Origin of the sequence: Pantoea sp. Fr-CA_6, assembly GCF_024520895.1 — a bacterium.
GTDB classification, from domain to species: Bacteria; Pseudomonadota; Gammaproteobacteria; order Enterobacterales; family Enterobacteriaceae; genus Pantoea; species Pantoea agglomerans.
In genome coordinates, this window is sequence record NZ_JALNPO010000002.1 from 290,790 (window position 1) to 306,032 (window position 15,243).

At 56.7% G+C, this 15,243-nt stretch carries 9 protein-coding genes; 3 read left to right on the forward strand and 6 right to left on the reverse strand.

Going from position 1 to position 15,243, the window contains the following annotated elements:
• Nucleotides 1–40: 40 nt before the first annotated feature.
• The 3 genes from NR201_RS04535 to NR201_RS04545 all read right to left on the reverse strand — a co-directional run bounded on the left by NR201_RS04535 (nt 41) and on the right by NR201_RS04545 (nt 4,004).
• Nucleotides 41–1,162 (reverse strand): L,D-transpeptidase family protein, encoded by a 1,122-nt coding sequence (locus NR201_RS04535; protein WP_010260287.1) that lies wholly within the window; start codon nt 1,160–1,162, stop codon nt 41–43.
• Between the two features lie 214 nt (nt 1,163–1,376).
• Complete coding sequence (locus NR201_RS04540; RefSeq protein WP_143789247.1) at nt 1,377–3,191, reverse strand: glycoside hydrolase family 15 protein; 1,815 nt, start codon at nt 3,189–3,191, stop codon at nt 1,377–1,379.
• Between the two features lie 231 nt (nt 3,192–3,422).
• Entirely contained in the window at nt 3,423–4,004 is a 582-nt protein-coding gene (locus tag NR201_RS04545; protein WP_010260294.1) for a DedA family protein, read from the reverse strand.
• A gap of 205 nt (nt 4,005–4,209) precedes the next feature.
• On the opposite strand from NR201_RS04545, the gene NR201_RS04550 reads away from it, so the two are divergent.
• From NR201_RS04550 to NR201_RS04560, 3 genes are all read left to right on the forward strand, one after another.
• On the forward strand, nt 4,210–4,797 hold the full coding sequence (locus NR201_RS04550; protein WP_010260296.1) for a Yip1 family protein: 588 nt from the start codon (nt 4,210–4,212) through the stop codon (nt 4,795–4,797).
• 178 nt (nt 4,798–4,975) lie between these two features.
• The gene (gene pbpG, locus NR201_RS04555; RefSeq protein WP_010669685.1) at nt 4,976–5,923 is read left to right on the forward strand and encodes a D-alanyl-D-alanine endopeptidase; all 948 of its coding nucleotides are present in this window, start codon (nt 4,976–4,978) and stop codon (nt 5,921–5,923) included.
• Nucleotides 5,924–6,149: 226 nt separating this feature from the next.
• Nucleotides 6,150–8,597: a DUF3772 domain-containing protein gene (locus NR201_RS04560; protein ID WP_064704689.1), complete on the forward strand. Its 2,448-nt coding sequence runs from the start codon at nt 6,150–6,152 to the stop codon at nt 8,595–8,597.
• A gap of 472 nt (nt 8,598–9,069) precedes the next feature.
• On the opposite strand, the gene NR201_RS04565 is transcribed toward NR201_RS04560, so the two are convergent.
• The 3 genes from NR201_RS04565 to dld form a co-directional block, all read right to left on the reverse strand.
• A complete protein-coding gene (locus NR201_RS04565) occupies nt 9,070–11,721 on the reverse strand; it encodes a beta-N-acetylhexosaminidase (protein WP_256849409.1) in 2,652 nt (883 codons plus the stop codon).
• A gap of 48 nt (nt 11,722–11,769) precedes the next feature.
• Nucleotides 11,770–13,167 carry an OprD family outer membrane porin gene (locus NR201_RS04570; protein WP_256849410.1) on the reverse strand — a complete coding sequence of 466 codons (1,398 nt, stop codon included), beginning with the start codon at nt 13,165–13,167 and terminating at the stop codon, nt 11,770–11,772.
• Nucleotides 13,168–13,460: 293 nt separating this feature from the next.
• Nucleotides 13,461–15,164, reverse strand: coding sequence for a D-lactate dehydrogenase (dld, locus tag NR201_RS04575; protein ID WP_010260312.1), 1,704 nt, complete (start codon nt 15,162–15,164; stop codon nt 13,461–13,463).
• Nucleotides 15,165–15,243: the final 79 nt, after the last annotated feature.

Genomic DNA, 15,243 nt, shown 5'->3' on the forward strand with positions numbered 1-15,243 from the left:
AGCCAGCGACAGGCGCTGGCTTCTGCAAGCAGGGCGGCAATTACGAGCTGGTATTGGCCGCGGCTGCAGGTGCTGCTGGTGTTACCGGAGCGGCCGGTGCGGCTGGCTCAGTGGCCGGCTGCTGTGGCTGCGCGGCATCACTGTTTGCACCCTGAGAGGTGACTGGCGTCATTGGCTCTTCCTGTGGCACAGCCTGCGGATTTTCCGGCATCGGAACTGGCGCAGTCTGGATGTTGTTCTCCACGCCGTTCACTTTTACTGGCATACCGGTACGGCCCTGAATCGCGCCATTAACCTGATCCTGATTGACGCTGGCATCAACCAGAACTTTGCTCACCGCCTGATTCAGCGTAATCGGCACCAGCTCACGCGAGTTGAACTGCTCTTCGGTGGTCGACAGCGGGTTATGCACTTCTACATACCGTGAACCGTCTGGCTCCACGGTCGCTTTTACCGGCTGATCAACAAACTGTACGCGCGTGCCGACCGGCACGTTCTGATACAGCCATTTAATATCGTCAGCGCGCAGACGCACACAACCATGGCTCACGCGCAGGCCGATACCGAAGTTGGCGTTGGTGCCGTGAATCGCATAGAGACGACCGATATAGAGCGCATACAGGCCCATCGGGTTATCCGGGCCTGGCGGGAAGACCGCTGGCAGGGTTTCACCGCGCGCCGCGTAATCCGCATGCATGCCTTTGGTTGGCGTCCAGGTCGGGCCATCTTTTTTACGTTCTACCGCTGTGGTCCAGTTAATCGGGGTATCTTTACCCAGTTCACCGATACCAATAGGCAACACCACCACGGTTTTGCTGCCTTTCGGATAGTAGTAAAGACGCATCTCCGCGCTGTTAATCACAATGCCTTCACGCGGTGCGTCCGGCAGGATCAGCTGCTGTGGGATGATCATTTTGCTGCCAGCCTTAGGCAGATAAACGTCAACGCCCGGATTGGCTTCCAGCATATTGCTGAGGCCCATCTGGTACTGCGCCGCAAAAGCTTCCAGCGGCAGTTTGCTGTCTTCAGGGACAGTAATTTCGATATTTTCGCCGATCAGACGACTGTTGGCCGGCGGTAACGGGTAAACCACAGCAAAGGCTGACTGGCTGAAGGCCGCCAGAGCCAGTGCGATTGAAGCGAAAGCGCGAATGATTTTCATATTTTACAATTCTTTATCGCCATATTTCAGGCTGTTCAGTGTGTCGAATTCATGCTGGCCAATGTGACCTGCTGCGCATTATATGTTCATTAATCTGACGTTGTGAATCGGGATTTTAACCTGCCTGCAATACTTTACGTAAATTCACCGCGGATGTTAGCGCATTTCCGTAAAGCAGGGCGCTAAAAATGGGGCTTTCCGGGGTTATCCCTGACTAAGGTTGCCACTGCGTTTGTTCGCCGCTGAGTTTGCGGTTCAGGAAAAAGGCGGCACTGATTAACGCCAGATGGGTCAGCGCCTGCGGCGTGTTGCCCAGCGCATGGCCGTGGCTGTCAAACTCCTCCGCGTAGAGGCCCAGTGGATTGGCGTAGCTCAGCAACTTTTCAAATTCAAAATGCGCTTCCTGAATCCGGCCCGCGCGCGCCAGACACTCGACATACCAGAAGGAGCAGGCTCCGAACGACCCTTCTGAGCCTTTCAGGCCATCGGCGGGCGTCTCATGCGTATTGTAACGGCGCACCATACCGTCGCTGACCAGATTGGTTTTGATCGCATCCAGCGTGGCAATCCAGTCCGGGTCGGTGGCTCCCACAAAACGCACCAGCGGCATCAGCAGCATTGAGGCGTCGAGATGTTCGCCATGACGGGTCGAAGAGAAGTGACCCCGCTCACTGTTCCAGAAGTTAGCCCAGATATCCTCGCGGATCTCCCGGCGCGCCCGATCCCAGCGTTCATAAGGCATCGGCAGCGATCGCTTCATGCCCAGACGCAGCGCGCGATCCATCGCCACCCAGCACATCAGACGCGAGTGCAGGAAATGTTCCGGTTCACCGCGCATCTCCCAGATACCGGCATCGGGCTGATCCCAGTTATCACACAGCCAGTCGATCATTTTGACGACATGTTCCCAGCCGCGCTGGGAGATCGCCTCACCATATTTATTGGCCAGATAGACCGCATCCATCAGCTCGCCATAGATATCGAGCTGTGTCTGCTGCCAGGCGTCATTGCCGATGCGCACCGGACGGGAGTCGGCATAGCCGGAGAGATTCAGCAGCTCCATCTCGTGCAGTTCGGTGCCGCTGTCCAGCCGGTACATGACCTGCAGGCGCATCTCATCATGATGGCTGTTTTCAACGCAGCGACCAACCCAGTGGGTAAAGTGTTTGGCTTCATCGATATAGCCCAGCCGCATCAGGGCATACATGCTGAACGAGGCGTCACGGATCCAGGAGGCGCGATAGTCCCAGTTGCGTTCACCGCCCAGCTCTTCGGGCAGGCCAAAGGTCGCTGCCGCCGCAATAGAGCCGTGCTGATGTGAGGTCAGCAGTTTGAGGACCAGCGCCGAACGCTGCACCATTTCGCGCCAGCGTCCCTGATAGTTACTGTGGGCGCTCCAGCGTCGCCAGTAGTTCAGCGTCTCTTCAAAGCAGTGTTCGGTGGTCAGGGCTTCGATATGCGCATCATCCACGCTGCCAAATTCAAACTGCGCATGTTCACCGGGTTGTAACGTGAAGAGGGCGGTCGCGCTCTCATCCTCCAGCGTCATCACCACGCTGGCGGCGAGACGCAACGACGGCTGGCCTTCGGCATGAAAATCGATACAGCCGTTGTGCGCCTCTGCGCGGGTCTGCGCCCGGGCATAGTCGTGGCGCGGTGAACAGCGCAGGCTAAAGGTCGCGCTGCCGCGTACCATTTTGACCCGCCGGATCAGACGCGGCAGCTTGTCCTTGTCATCACAAATCGGCATGTAGTCGGTAATCTCCGCCACGCCTTCATCATCCAGCCAGCGGGTCTGCAGGATGTTGGTATCGGGCAGGTAGAGCTGCTGACGTCGCGCATTGGGCCAGTCAGGGGCCAGGGAGAAAAGCCCGGCATCATCGCTGTCGAGCAGGGCGGCAAAGACCGACGGGCTGTCGAGTTCCGGCCAGCAGAGATAATCAATGGTGCCATCATTCGCGACCAGCGCGCAGGTGCGCAAATCTCCGATGACGCCATGGTCTTCAATCTTACGTTTTACCTTACTCATCCTCATCTCCCTGTCAGTGTCCATCCTAACTATAGCTGAGCCATCTGATGCGGCTTCGTTTGGGCACAGATGGTTAACGTATGGTTGAATGAGGCAGGGAAGGGGTGAGGGCGGGTGAGACATGGGAAATCGCCAGCAGGGTCGCCTGGCGCTGCTCAGCGTCGGCGACCTGTGCCACCGGTCAGCTCTCTCTTATAGCCGGTGGCGTCTGCTGGCGAATCCGTGGTTCATTTATTCCTGGTCGGCACGACGGTTGTGCCAGCGGCGGATCACCCAGCGCAGCGCAAAGGCGAATACCACTGCGCCGACCAGCCATAGCAGATGCTTCAGATGCTGGTCGAGTTTATGCAGCCACGGCGCGATGATACCGCCCGCGAAATAACCCAGCGTGACAAAAATCAGCGCCCAGATGGCTGCCCCGATGACGTTAAGAATAAAAAACTTCATCGGATTGAGGCGGCTGGCCCCGATGATGATTGGGCCAATCAGTCGAAAGCCATACATAAAGCGCACGCCAATCACAAACAGGCTGGGACGGCGTTTAATCAGGCGGTTCGCCTTGACCACTTTATCCTGATGCTTTTTAAAGCGGCGCAGGATCTGCGTGCCCCAGCGGCGACCGACCCAGTAGAGCAGTTGATCGCCGACAATACCGCCACCCATCGCGGCCAGCACCACTCCCACGTAATGCAGCAGCCCCTCATGCGCGGCGACGCCGCCCAGCAACGTAAATGTTTCCCCCTCGGCGATACAGCCAATAAAAAGTGCCAGATAACCGTACTGCGTAATTAATGCGTTGATATCCAGATGCAAAATGACCCTCCCTGTTCAGTGACTGTTTCTTCCAGTCTATACGCGATTTGGCTTCGCTTCCGCCCATGCCTCATGGGTCCGTTTATTTATGCTGTTTTTTTGTCCGATCACCACGAAAGTTTCGCTGCCGTTTATACTTGAGAGGACGCTGCCCCCAAAGACGGATGCATCATCGGGCGGCCCACTGCATCAGAGGAGTGAATCTATGAATCATGTCTGGGGTCTGCTGGCGCATCCGAATCAGGAAATGCGTCATATCAAGCAAGAGAATGAGAGCGTATCGCACCATTACACCCACCATGTTCTGCTGATGGCGGCGATTCCGGTGATCTGCGCCTTTATCGGCACAACTCAGCTGGGCTGGAATCTGGGCGAGGGGCAATATGTGCAACTCAACCTGTTGACCGGGATTGGGCTTGGCATTCTGTTCTATCTGATTATTCTGGGTGGCGTCGCGGTAATGGGACGCGTGATTCACTGGATGGCACGTGATTATCCGCAGCGCCCCGGCGTACAGCGCTGTACGGTGTTTGCGGGCTATGTGGCCACGCCGCTGTTTCTCAGCGGGCTGGTGGCGCTCTATCCGCTGGTCTGGCTCTGCGTGCTGGCGGGCGCGCTGGCGCTGCTCTACACCGGTTATCTGCTCTATATCGGCATTCCACTGTTTCTGAATATCGACCGCGAAGAGAGTCTGCGCTTTTCCGGTTCAACGCTGGCCATCGGCGTGCTGGTATTTGAAGTATTACTGGCATTAACCGTGGTGCTGTGGGGATATGGACCGCATCTGTTCTGACCGATCGCTGCCGCCGCTCTGGCGGCAGTTCTCTTTTTACGCCCGGAAACACTCTCACCAGGAAATTTCTTAACCTTACGGGTATGATATCGCCGCCAGCCCGCGCTCCGACCTCACTGAAGCGGGCGGCCTGTGTCGGTCTGACACAGTACATATTCATAACCGGGTTTTTTCTACGATGCCTGCAAAAATTCGTTCCACCCTGCTTTCGCTGGCGCTGCTCGTTTCAGGGCAGATTGTTTCACTGCCGGCGCAGGCGACGACGTCGCTGTCGCAACTGGCGCCGATTGCTCAGCCGCAGATCGCCTCTGGCAGTGCGATGATTGTCGATCTCACGACCAATAAAGTGCTGTTTTCCAGCCACCCTGACCGGGTCAGGCCCATTGCCTCCATCACCAAGCTGATGACTGCTATGGTGGTGCTGGATGCGCATCTGCCGATGAACGAGATGATAACCGTCGATGTCAGCCAGACGCCGGAAATGCGGGGTGTCTTCTCACGCGTTAAGCTCAACAGCCAGATCAGCCGCCGGAATATGCTGCTGCTGGCGCTGATGTCCTCGGAAAACCGCGCCGCCGCCAGCCTGGCTCATGCTTATCCGGGCGGCTATAACGCCTTTATCCGGGCGATGAACGCGAAAGCGCGGTCACTGGGCATGAAACAGACCCGCTACGTGGAGCCAACCGGCCTGTCGACGCAAAACGTCTCCAGCGCCCAGGATCTGGTTAAATTACTCAAAGCAACGCGGGAATATCCGCTGCTTGGCGCGCTCAGCACCACTAAAGAGGAGACGGCAGTGTTTGCCCATCCGAGCTATGCGCTGCCGTTCCGCAACACCAACCATCTGGTCTATAAAGATGACTGGCACATTCAGCTGACCAAAACCGGTTACACCGATGAGGCGGGCCACTGCCTGGTGATGCGCACCATGATTAATAATCGTCCGGTGGCGCTGGTGGTGCTGGATGCCTTTGGCAAATATACCCACTTCGCCGACGCTAACCGTCTGCGCAGCTGGATTGAGACCGGTAAAGCGGCGCCGGTGCCGGCTGCCGCGCTGGCATATAAAAAACAAAAATCGGGCCAGGTTGCCAGTAATGGGGCCAGCAGCGCCGACGTTGAGTAGAAAACAACCGGTGTTACGCGCTGCGGACACTGGCATTACCTGCAGGCTGAGCGGGTATCCGGAATGATGCAGGCAGAGGCGTAGAGTGAGTTTCACGCCTCTGTCTGCACCGAATTAGCCCGAAAAATGCCCGTTATTCCTATATTGCCATCCCTTGCAAAGCCCTACACTACGCGCGACTGGCGAGGGACGATCGCCTGATTTAAGCTGCCGGAATCTTACTCATATGTTTAAGCTACGATCCTTTTTTGCATTGTTAATGCTGGCGCTGGTGGCGTTTGCCCCGGCGCTGACGCTGGCCGCGGATGATAAGGCCAGTGCTGCTCAGGAACAGGATGCGCCGCCGAAGCTGAATGCTGCGGTTGAACTGCCGAAAATGCAGAAGATCCTCGATAAAATCAAAAGTCAGGTCTCCGTTGATGCTGGCGAAAACAAGCTGACTCAGCTGAATGAAATGGCGCTTGAGCTCTCAGGCAGTGCCGACACGCTGGGCCAGGCGCTGCTCCCCGATCGCCAGCAACTGGACGCCCAGTTGCAGGTTCTGGGGCCGGCACCTAAAGCCGACAGCGGCGTAAAAGAGACGTCGGAAGTGACGCGCAAGCGTAACGCGCTGGAGAGTCAGAAAAGCAAACTCGACGATCAGATTAAACAGGCCGAAGGCATTAAAAATGGCGCGCTGATGCTCTCCTCGCAGATTGTTAACCTGCGCCGCGATCAGCTGAAAAGCCAGCTGGCGCTGAACTCCGGCACCATTCTGGGGCCGCGCTTCTGGTCACCACTGCTCAATAGTCAGGATCTGGATGGCGAGAAAATCGGTGAATTCCTGCAGGAGTTGCAGGACACTGCGGCACTCTCATGGGAGCCGGGCTGGCGCGTGGGCAGTGTCTTCTGGCTGCTGGCTGCCATGCTGGTGATGACGGCTGGCCGTCGTTACAGCGAAGAGTTTCTGGCCTGGATTAGCATTCACAAACTGCCGGAAGGGAAGCTGCGCCGCAGTTTCCTGGCGGCAGCGATAGCCCTGACCACCCTGGTGGCTGTCGTCCTCACCTTTAACTTTATCGCCCTGGCCTTTACCCGCCGTGATGAGGTTTCTGAAAACGTTCAGGACTTTGTGGATCAACTGGTTCGGCTCAGTGTCTTTTGTGGCCTGATTGCCGGACTGGGACGCGCTTTCCTCTCTACCCGTCGACCCAGCTGGCGTTTACCGACCATCTCCAATGAAGTGGCGATGGCGTTAAAACCGTTTCCACCGATTACCGCCGTGCTGGTCTTTATCTTCCAGACGGTCGAAGCGTTTAACTACAGCGTCGGCACCAGCCTGAATACCACCATTTTTGCCAACGGGCTGACGGCACTGCTGATTGGTACTACCGCGCTGGCGATCAGCATGCGCACCAACCGGGTTCGTCGCCGTATGACCCAGGCGGGCACACCACCAGAGGCTCGCTCTACGCTGGTCGGACTGATCCAGATGGGCCTGACGCTGACCGGCATCGCCATTCTGGTGTCACTGCTCATCGGTTACGTCACGCTGGCACGCTTCCTGAGTTATGAAGTGATCTGGTGCGGCCTGCTGTTTGGTTCGTTCTACTTCCTCAGTCATCTGCTCAACGATGGCTGTGAGAGCCTGTTCTCGACCAGTAACGCAACCGGTCGCCGTATTCAGAGTTCGCTTAACATCAATGAGCGCCATCTGCAGCAAACGGCTACGTTGCTGACGGCCATCGGTAAAACCTTCCTGGTGCTGGTTGTGGCGCTGGCGCTGGTCAACGGGACCTTTGCCTCTTCAACGCCGATTGAGCTGCTGCAAAAAGTGATTGAGTTCTGGGGCGGTAAAGGGCTTGAATCCCTGAATATCGTCCCGGCGCATATGGTGAATGCGATTATCTGCCTGATCGTCGGCATCTATGTGCTGCGAACGGTGCGCCGCTGGCTCGACACTGATTTTCTGCCGAAAACCACCATGGATGTGGGCATGCGGGTGTCGCTGGTGACGCTGTTCAGCAACATCGGTTATGTGCTGATTATCCTGCTGACGTTGTCGATCATGGGCCTGCAGTGGAATAAGCTGGCCTGGATCGTCAGTGCCTTGTCGGTAGGTATCGGTTTTGGCTTACAGGAGATTGTGAAGAACTTTATCTCGGGGCTGATTCTGTTGACCGAGCGGCCAGTGAAGGTTGGCGATCTGGTGAGCATCAGCGGTATCGAAGGGGATATCCGCCGGATTAACGTGCGCGCCACCGAGATCCAGCTGGGCGATAAATCCACGGTGATTGTGCCAAACTCGCAGTTTATCTCGCAGAACGTGCGAAATGCCACCATGGGTAATGCGCAGGGGGTGGTCACGATTACGCTGACGTTCCCGCTCGACATCGATCCGGCGAAAGTGCGCGATATCCTGCTGGAGGTCTACAACGAAAATGAACGCATTCTGGAGACGCCAGAGCCATCCGTTTCGTTTAAAGATCTGACTCAGCAGGGAATTATACTGAGCGTCACCGGTAACGTGGCGGGTCAGCGCCAGATCGCAGGGGCGAAGAGCGACCTGCTGTTCGATATTCTGACGCGTCTGCGTAAAGAGGGCATTCTGCTCTCTACGCCGCAGACCATGATTATCGAGCGCCGTCAGCAGATGGCGGGTGCGGAGCCGGTCCCCGAAGAGAAGCTGGTTTAGGTGTGAAAGGGCCGACTGCTGTCTAATGCTGATCAGTTAAGATCAGATTTGTAAAGGCTGCCACGGTCAAACGTGGCAGCCTTTTTTCTGGGCGAGCGAGCAACAGCGGCGCTCAGGCCTTCACTATCGTGCCCTTTTTAACAATACACACTGAAGTTTCAGAGCAGGCTGGGGCCGGGCAGGGGCAGGTAATCCGCAGCGCTGAACAGAATGAGTCTGCCAGGAGAGCCCGCAGGACGCGGGCGAAAGGCGGGGCGGCACAGGATGTGCCATCCCCGGCGGTCCGTCAGGCAGGCGAATGAAGTGAAGGAACCGCGCAGCGGCGCGAGGACCGCCAGCCCCTGCCCGGCACCAGACTGCGTTATCCCCTGTCGCTTAACTGACTGCCATTAGACTTCTGTCGGCCTTTTTCATATTCAAACGCTGGCTTCTCAGCCCGTTCACACTTCGCTTTCTACAGGGATTCAACGCGCTACAGGGATTCAACGCGGCTGGTGTGCTGCCCGTCGCGGCTCACCGAGCGAATTGCCACCGCACCGCTGACCTGCGGCGGTCTGGTGGCATCGTAGCGCTGCCAGTTTGTGCCCTTGTCCAGGCTGTACTCCAGCGTAACGCCCGGTAGGGCCACATTCATCGACAGGATGCCATCAACGATCCTGGCTCCCGGCACCGGCAGGCGATAATCGATGCCCGCCTTATCCAGCTTCGCCAGTTCCCGCTGTCCCAGCAGATTGGCAAATCGCTGCCAGTCATTCAGACGCGCCTGCTGATCGACCAGATGGGTTTTACCCCCCACATACTCCTGACCTGCCTTGTAATCCTGCTCCCAGCTGGCGCGGTGCCAGCTTCGTTCCGCTACTGCAAACAGGCGAGGATAGATCATGTGCTCCATTTGAGCGTCAGTGCGTACCGTTTCGCTCCACAGCTGGGCCGAAATGCCGTAAGCACCGCTCCAGGGCTTCTCTGATTTGGCGCTGAAAAAGTTGCCATCGCGATCCACCGAGGTTTCAGCATTCTGCGGCAGGTTGTCCGGCGCGAACCCAAAGATTTTGCGCTCGTCGTTGAAGCGCGTGCCCCAGTAATAGCCGCGCTCCAGCGGGTTAACTTCATACGGAAAATCCAGATAGAGATAATCGGGGCTGGAGATCACCACGTCGTAACCTTTCTGTGACCAGTCGCTGGCTGTGTCAAAACCGCCCCAGTAGAGGGTGTCCCAGAAGTTGACCGCGACGCGCGGTGTGGCAAAGGCTGCTGAATCTTTGGCATGTTTTAAACCATCCTGCCAGGCCTGCATTTTGCCAATACCGTGTCGGTTAACGATGTCACTGACGGTCAGGGCAAAGTAGCTCGGCAGGTGCGCCAGATCGTCCACTTTGCCGCTCTTCACCAGCGCCTGACAAACCTGCGATTTCGCCCACGGCAGATCTTCTTTACTCCAGTCGCGCAGACCGGTGCCCGGTTTAGGGTCGCGTTTATCCGAGTAGCCAGCACCCAGCCGGATATTCTTCGCTTCGTCACCGCCAAAATGCCAGACGTCGAGCGGCTGTCCCGCTTCCCGGTGCATCGCCTGAACTTCACCGATCACTTTATCGACAAACCGCTGTGAACCCGCAATGCAGGGATTGAGATAGCTGGTGCGATCATAGAGCTGCACCGAGGTGGTATTGGAGTCGTCGGTGGGATCAATCAGGCGATACGCACTGGCCTGTTCAGATTGTCCCTCCTTCATCAGCCGCTGATAGCGCGCTTCCATGGCGATGACGGCGGCACGGGCATGGGCGGGCATATCGATTTCCGGGATCACTTGGATGTGACGGGCCTGCGCATACTTCACAATCTCGATGTAGTCGGCACGACTGAAATAGCCGCTGCCGTTGTTATCGCTGAACGGACCGGAACCGAGCTGCGGCAGCAGGCAGCGCTGTTCGCTCAGGTCATGGCAGCGCTTAGCCCCCACGTCAGTCAGTTCCGGTAAGCCGGGAATTTCAATCCGCCAGCCCTCATCGTCAGTGAGGTGAAGGTGGAAGCGGTTCATCTTCCAGGCCGCCATCTGATCAAGCAGCCGCATGACCGCCTGTTTACTGTGAAAGTTGCGGGCAACGTCAAGAAACGCGCCGCGATAGGCAAAGCGTGGCGCGTCATGGGCTTCCAGCGTGGCAATACGCGGCGCGCCTTCGGTGGGTATCAGCGAGAGAATCGACATCAGACCATAGAACGCACCGGCAGCATCGTAGCCCACCACGATGGCGCGGCGGGGAGTGATATCCAGATCGTATGCGCCCGGTTTAGCCTTTTTCCCGCTGAAATGATCCGGTTTGATCTGCGTCTTAATAGCAAATCCGGCAGGATCTTCTTTCAGGCCGAGCAGGGCCAGACGCTGCTTCACCGCCTCACCGGTTTCACGGGTCAGCCCGGTCAGTGACAGACTGACGCCACGGCTGAGGTCGGCATCCTGGGGACGCAGTTTCACCTCAAGCGGCGTGGGTGTGATTTGACCGCGCAGCACGGAGGCGGGCAGGGTGGCAACATCGCTGTTTTTATCAAACCGGCTGGCGGGTTGCATCAGGATATTCCGGTCATCGGCACTGCGTCGCCAGTTATCCCCCAACGGCAACACAAACTGACTGGGATCTTCATGATCGGTGCTGACAATGATTTTGGGGGTGGCCTGCCCGGACGTCACATACCAGCGCGGCATCACATCCGTGGCAAACAGCTGCCAGTATTCGTTAACGATCGGAATCTGCACCGATTCGCCCGCGCCAATGCCGGTGAACTTCTCAGTCGGCTCCAGCCGGGTCAGGTCGCCGACCAGATGGGTCATTTTAAACTGTTCGTTATCGACCCGCAGCGTCTGGTGGACGTTGCTCATGTAGATTGCCCAGTGTTTATCGGTCAGGGCTGGGCCGTTATTGGTCAGGGTAATGGTGGCGCGATTGCAGGCGGCATAGTCGGCACCCAGCGCGGCGCAGTCGGTGCCATGCAGGGCGGCCTGATTATCGTTCACCTGATAAGTGACGCCAAACTGGCTGATCTGATTCACCACCTGCTGCGCTGACGAGCTGGCGTGGCCTGTGGCTGCAGCGCCCAGCAGAGTGAGCGCGATAAGGCTTAACTTAAACATATTGATTCATCCTTGCTGCTGAAGAGATATCCGGGAGTCTGCAGGGCGTCAGAACAGTGTAAACGGCACGATAACCATAAATTTGATGTCCTTCTCGTCCTGAAAAATGTTGCCGTAACCGCCGCTGTAACTGGGCAGATTGCTGTGATTGTCGTAGCGGGTGTAATGCAGTTTAAACAGGGTATCTTTGGCGCGGCCCTGCTGGATTTGATAGATCAGATCAAGGTTCCAGGCGGACTCTTTCAGCCGCTGGCTCTGGTCAACGGTGGGCAGCGTGGCGGGTCTGGCATCCCAGCCCCAGACGTACGATGCGCCTACTTTCCATCCCGCCAGCTGCCACGGCGTTAAGTCGAGCATCGCCCCGGCAAAGATCGCTTTTTCGCCATTGGCGTTCCAGTCGGAACGGGCATCCCACCAGATATCCAGTCGTCCATTGGAGCTGGCGTAGCCTGGCGTCATGCGCTGCAGGAAGAAGCCCTGATTCCCCTCTGCTTTGACCCAGCTACCTTCGAGTCGCAGATCAACCGGGCCGACGGTATAGCCGACCGTGATCGCCTGTAACCAGGCCAGGCCGTCATAGACATCACGGGGATTAGCGGCACCGCCCGCTACTTTGTCGTGCGCCCCGTAAAACTGATAGCTGGTGTAAAGTGCATTGCCACCGGGCGTAGCTGACCACGAGGCTTTGGCAAAATATTGATCCATATAATCCGCCGCCTGGCCAAATGCGCCCTCAAGCACCAGATTATTTTTGAAGTCATATTTCATACCGAACGAATGCAGGTAGCTGACAGAAGTTTTGCCATCAGCCTGGCGAAAATTATATAAATCACGATACCAGGGTGCTTTATATTTGTCGCTCCACATCCAGGAGAGCGATAATGTACCAGCCTGCTGGAAATCATACAGCGCACCAATTTCGACGCCGCGATAGGTTCCGGGTAAAAAACTCCAGTGTGGCGCAATAATTGTCTGGCCGGTTGGCTGAATATAACCGGCACGCAACCAGTAATCGTTATATTTTAATTTCAGTGCGGCTTTATAAACAGAAGCACCGCCGCTGTCGCCATTCCACTTTTCATCCCAGCGGGTACGCGCCTTGCTGAAGCCAATTTCATTGGGTGCGGCGGGGCCGCTGTTGGAAAGCTCAGCAGCACCGAAAATGGCGAGGTCCAGACCAATCCACTCTCCGGCATAGCCTGACTGATAGTCGAGATTACTGTTGAGCGAGGCATGATGTAAATTAGCCCGATACTGCCCCTGATATTCACTGGCGGGATCGGTGTCTCTGCGATCTCGCTGACGCTGCCAGTAAAAAACATTACCTTTCAGCGATGAGTCCTCAATAAATCCGCTGGCGTAGGCCGCTGATGAACTTATTGCAGTTAACGCTATTAATGCGGTGGCTATTTCAATTAACGCTAACGCGTAATAAATTTTTCGCATGATCACTCCTCCCTGAATGCAATCCGGATAATTAAGCAGAATATTATTATTGTGGCGGTACTCTATTTTTCGCGACGCGAATTATCAATTAGCAGCGTGGTGATTTGTGAACTATTGCGCAGAACCCGATGAGATAAAATAAAGCAGGTGCAATATGGGAGGGGAGATTAATATTTTGATGAAGATGTTAGCTATTGGCAGGACTGTTGCAATGGGAAGCTGGTGGTGCGAACGGGCCTCCCGGTTGTTTGACAATCAGCCTGCTCAGATAAGCAGGCTAATCCATAAGGCGATTAAACCTGCTTAACCGCCCATCCCTTTTGCTTACTGGTTTTGCCAATCCCAGGATTGAAGCTGTTGGTGGGATCGAGCTGGCGATAGAACGCCGCCAGCTGCGGTTTGGCCTGATAAAGATGTCCGACGTTATGTTCAGCGGGATATTCCGCGCCCCGCGCCTGAAGAATCTCCAGCATCTGCGCTTTGAGCGCATGCACATCGACACCTTTTCTGACGATGTAATCCTGATGAAACACATGACAGAAGAAGTGACCATAGTAGAGACGATGGCTCAGCGAGGCACGGATCTCATCGGGCAGGGTTTCGAACCAGTCCGCGTCGTTACGACGCAGGGCGATATCCAGCGCCAGAATATCTTCGACCTCATCAGAATGCACCGCGTGGTAGCGCACCGCCGCACCCGCCGCTGCGAAGCGATGCAGAAAGGCGTGCGCACCTTCTTTGCCTTCACACTCGAAGAATTCGCCACCGCCTTCACGGAAGTAGTCGCGCAGATAGTTACGCGCTTCCGCCACGCCGTCGCCAGACATCTTCAGCATCAGATGGTGTTCATATTTGTCGCGATACTGCTTCATGCGTTTCGGCAGATGCGCCGGGAACAGTTTACTCAGGCGCTGCAACAGGCGATCGCTGAAGTGCGGTTTAACGAAGGAGAGTTTGCTCAGCCAGGCATCAACCCGCCCCTTCAGCGTGAAAAACAGCGGCATCTTGTCGGTGCCCAGCTTGTCGATCATCAGGAAGGTATCTTTGCCGTAGACTTCCGCAATGTCATAGATGTCGCGGTGCATATATTCGCCCGCCACCGGCAGATGGGTGAAATGCGCCAGCATGTGACGGCGGATATCGCTGAGAACGCCGGGTTCGTTGGTGCCGATGTAAAACACCTGCTGCTGCGGTTCGCTGGCGAAGGTATCGAGTCGCACCGCGAAGACCGCCAGCTTCCCGGCACAACCGGAGGCTTCAAACAGGCGACGCGCATCGGCGTTATAGCGGGCGGGCGTATCCGCATCCACTTCACGAACCCGGTCGGCATATTCATGATCGGAGGCGTGACGGCCATCGTGCTGCACATCTTTGGGCTGCCAGCGGTCATCATCCAGCCGCCCCAGAATCTCTTCCGGCGACGTCCCAAGATCGATACCGAGATGGTTCACCAGCTTCAGTTTTCCCTGCGCATCAATCTGGGCAAACAGCGCCATTTCACTGTAGGCCGGTCCGCGTTTGATCAGCGATCCGCCTGAGTTATTACAGATGCCGCCCAGCACCGAGGCACCAATACAGGAGGAGCCAATCACCGAGTGGGGTTCACGCCCCAGCGGCTTTAGCGCTTTTTCCAGCTGGTAGAGTGTGCTGCCGGGGAACGCCAGCACCTGCTGGCCTTCGTCGATCAGCTGAAGCTTATCCAGCCGCAGGGTGCTGACAATCACCAGCGGACGATCGTAATCGTCGCCATGCGGCGTCGAGCCTTCGGTCAGGCCGGTATTCGCCGCCTGCATCAGGATAATGACATCGGCATTCACCAGCGTTTGCAGTACCCGCCAGAGCTCCAGCAGCGTACCGGGAAACGCCACCGCCAGCGCCTCGCCTTCGCCGGAGCGAAAGCCCTTGCGATAGCGCGCGGTCTGTTCAGGTTCAGTCAGCAGATGGGTGGGGCCGACCAGGCGGCGCAGGTCAGAAAGCAGGGCAGAGGTTTGTATCATGAGCAATTCCCTTGTCTTATCAGTGCGTCCTAACTGTAGCACGTCAACTCACCTCAACGCAGTGTGACAGCGGCAGCTA

Coding starts and splice junctions, on each gene's coding strand:
- NR201_RS04535 (WP_010260287.1), bottom strand. CDS start 1,162: ATGAAAATCATTCGCGCTTTCGCTTCAATCGCACTGGCTCTGGCGGCC.
- NR201_RS04540 (WP_143789247.1), bottom strand. CDS start 3,191: ATGAGTAAGGTAAAACGTAAGATTGAAGACCATGGCGTCATCGGAGAT.
- NR201_RS04550 (WP_010260296.1), top strand. CDS start 4,210: ATGAATCATGTCTGGGGTCTGCTGGCGCATCCGAATCAGGAAATGCGT.
- pbpG (WP_010669685.1), top strand. CDS start 4,976: ATGCCTGCAAAAATTCGTTCCACCCTGCTTTCGCTGGCGCTGCTCGTT.
- NR201_RS04560 (WP_064704689.1), top strand. CDS start 6,150: ATGTTTAAGCTACGATCCTTTTTTGCATTGTTAATGCTGGCGCTGGTG.
- NR201_RS04565 (WP_256849409.1), bottom strand. CDS start 11,721: ATGTTTAAGTTAAGCCTTATCGCGCTCACTCTGCTGGGCGCTGCAGCC.
- NR201_RS04570 (WP_256849410.1), bottom strand. CDS start 13,167: ATGCGAAAAATTTATTACGCGTTAGCGTTAATTGAAATAGCCACCGCA.
- dld (WP_010260312.1), bottom strand. CDS start 15,164: ATGATACAAACCTCTGCCCTGCTTTCTGACCTGCGCCGCCTGGTCGGC.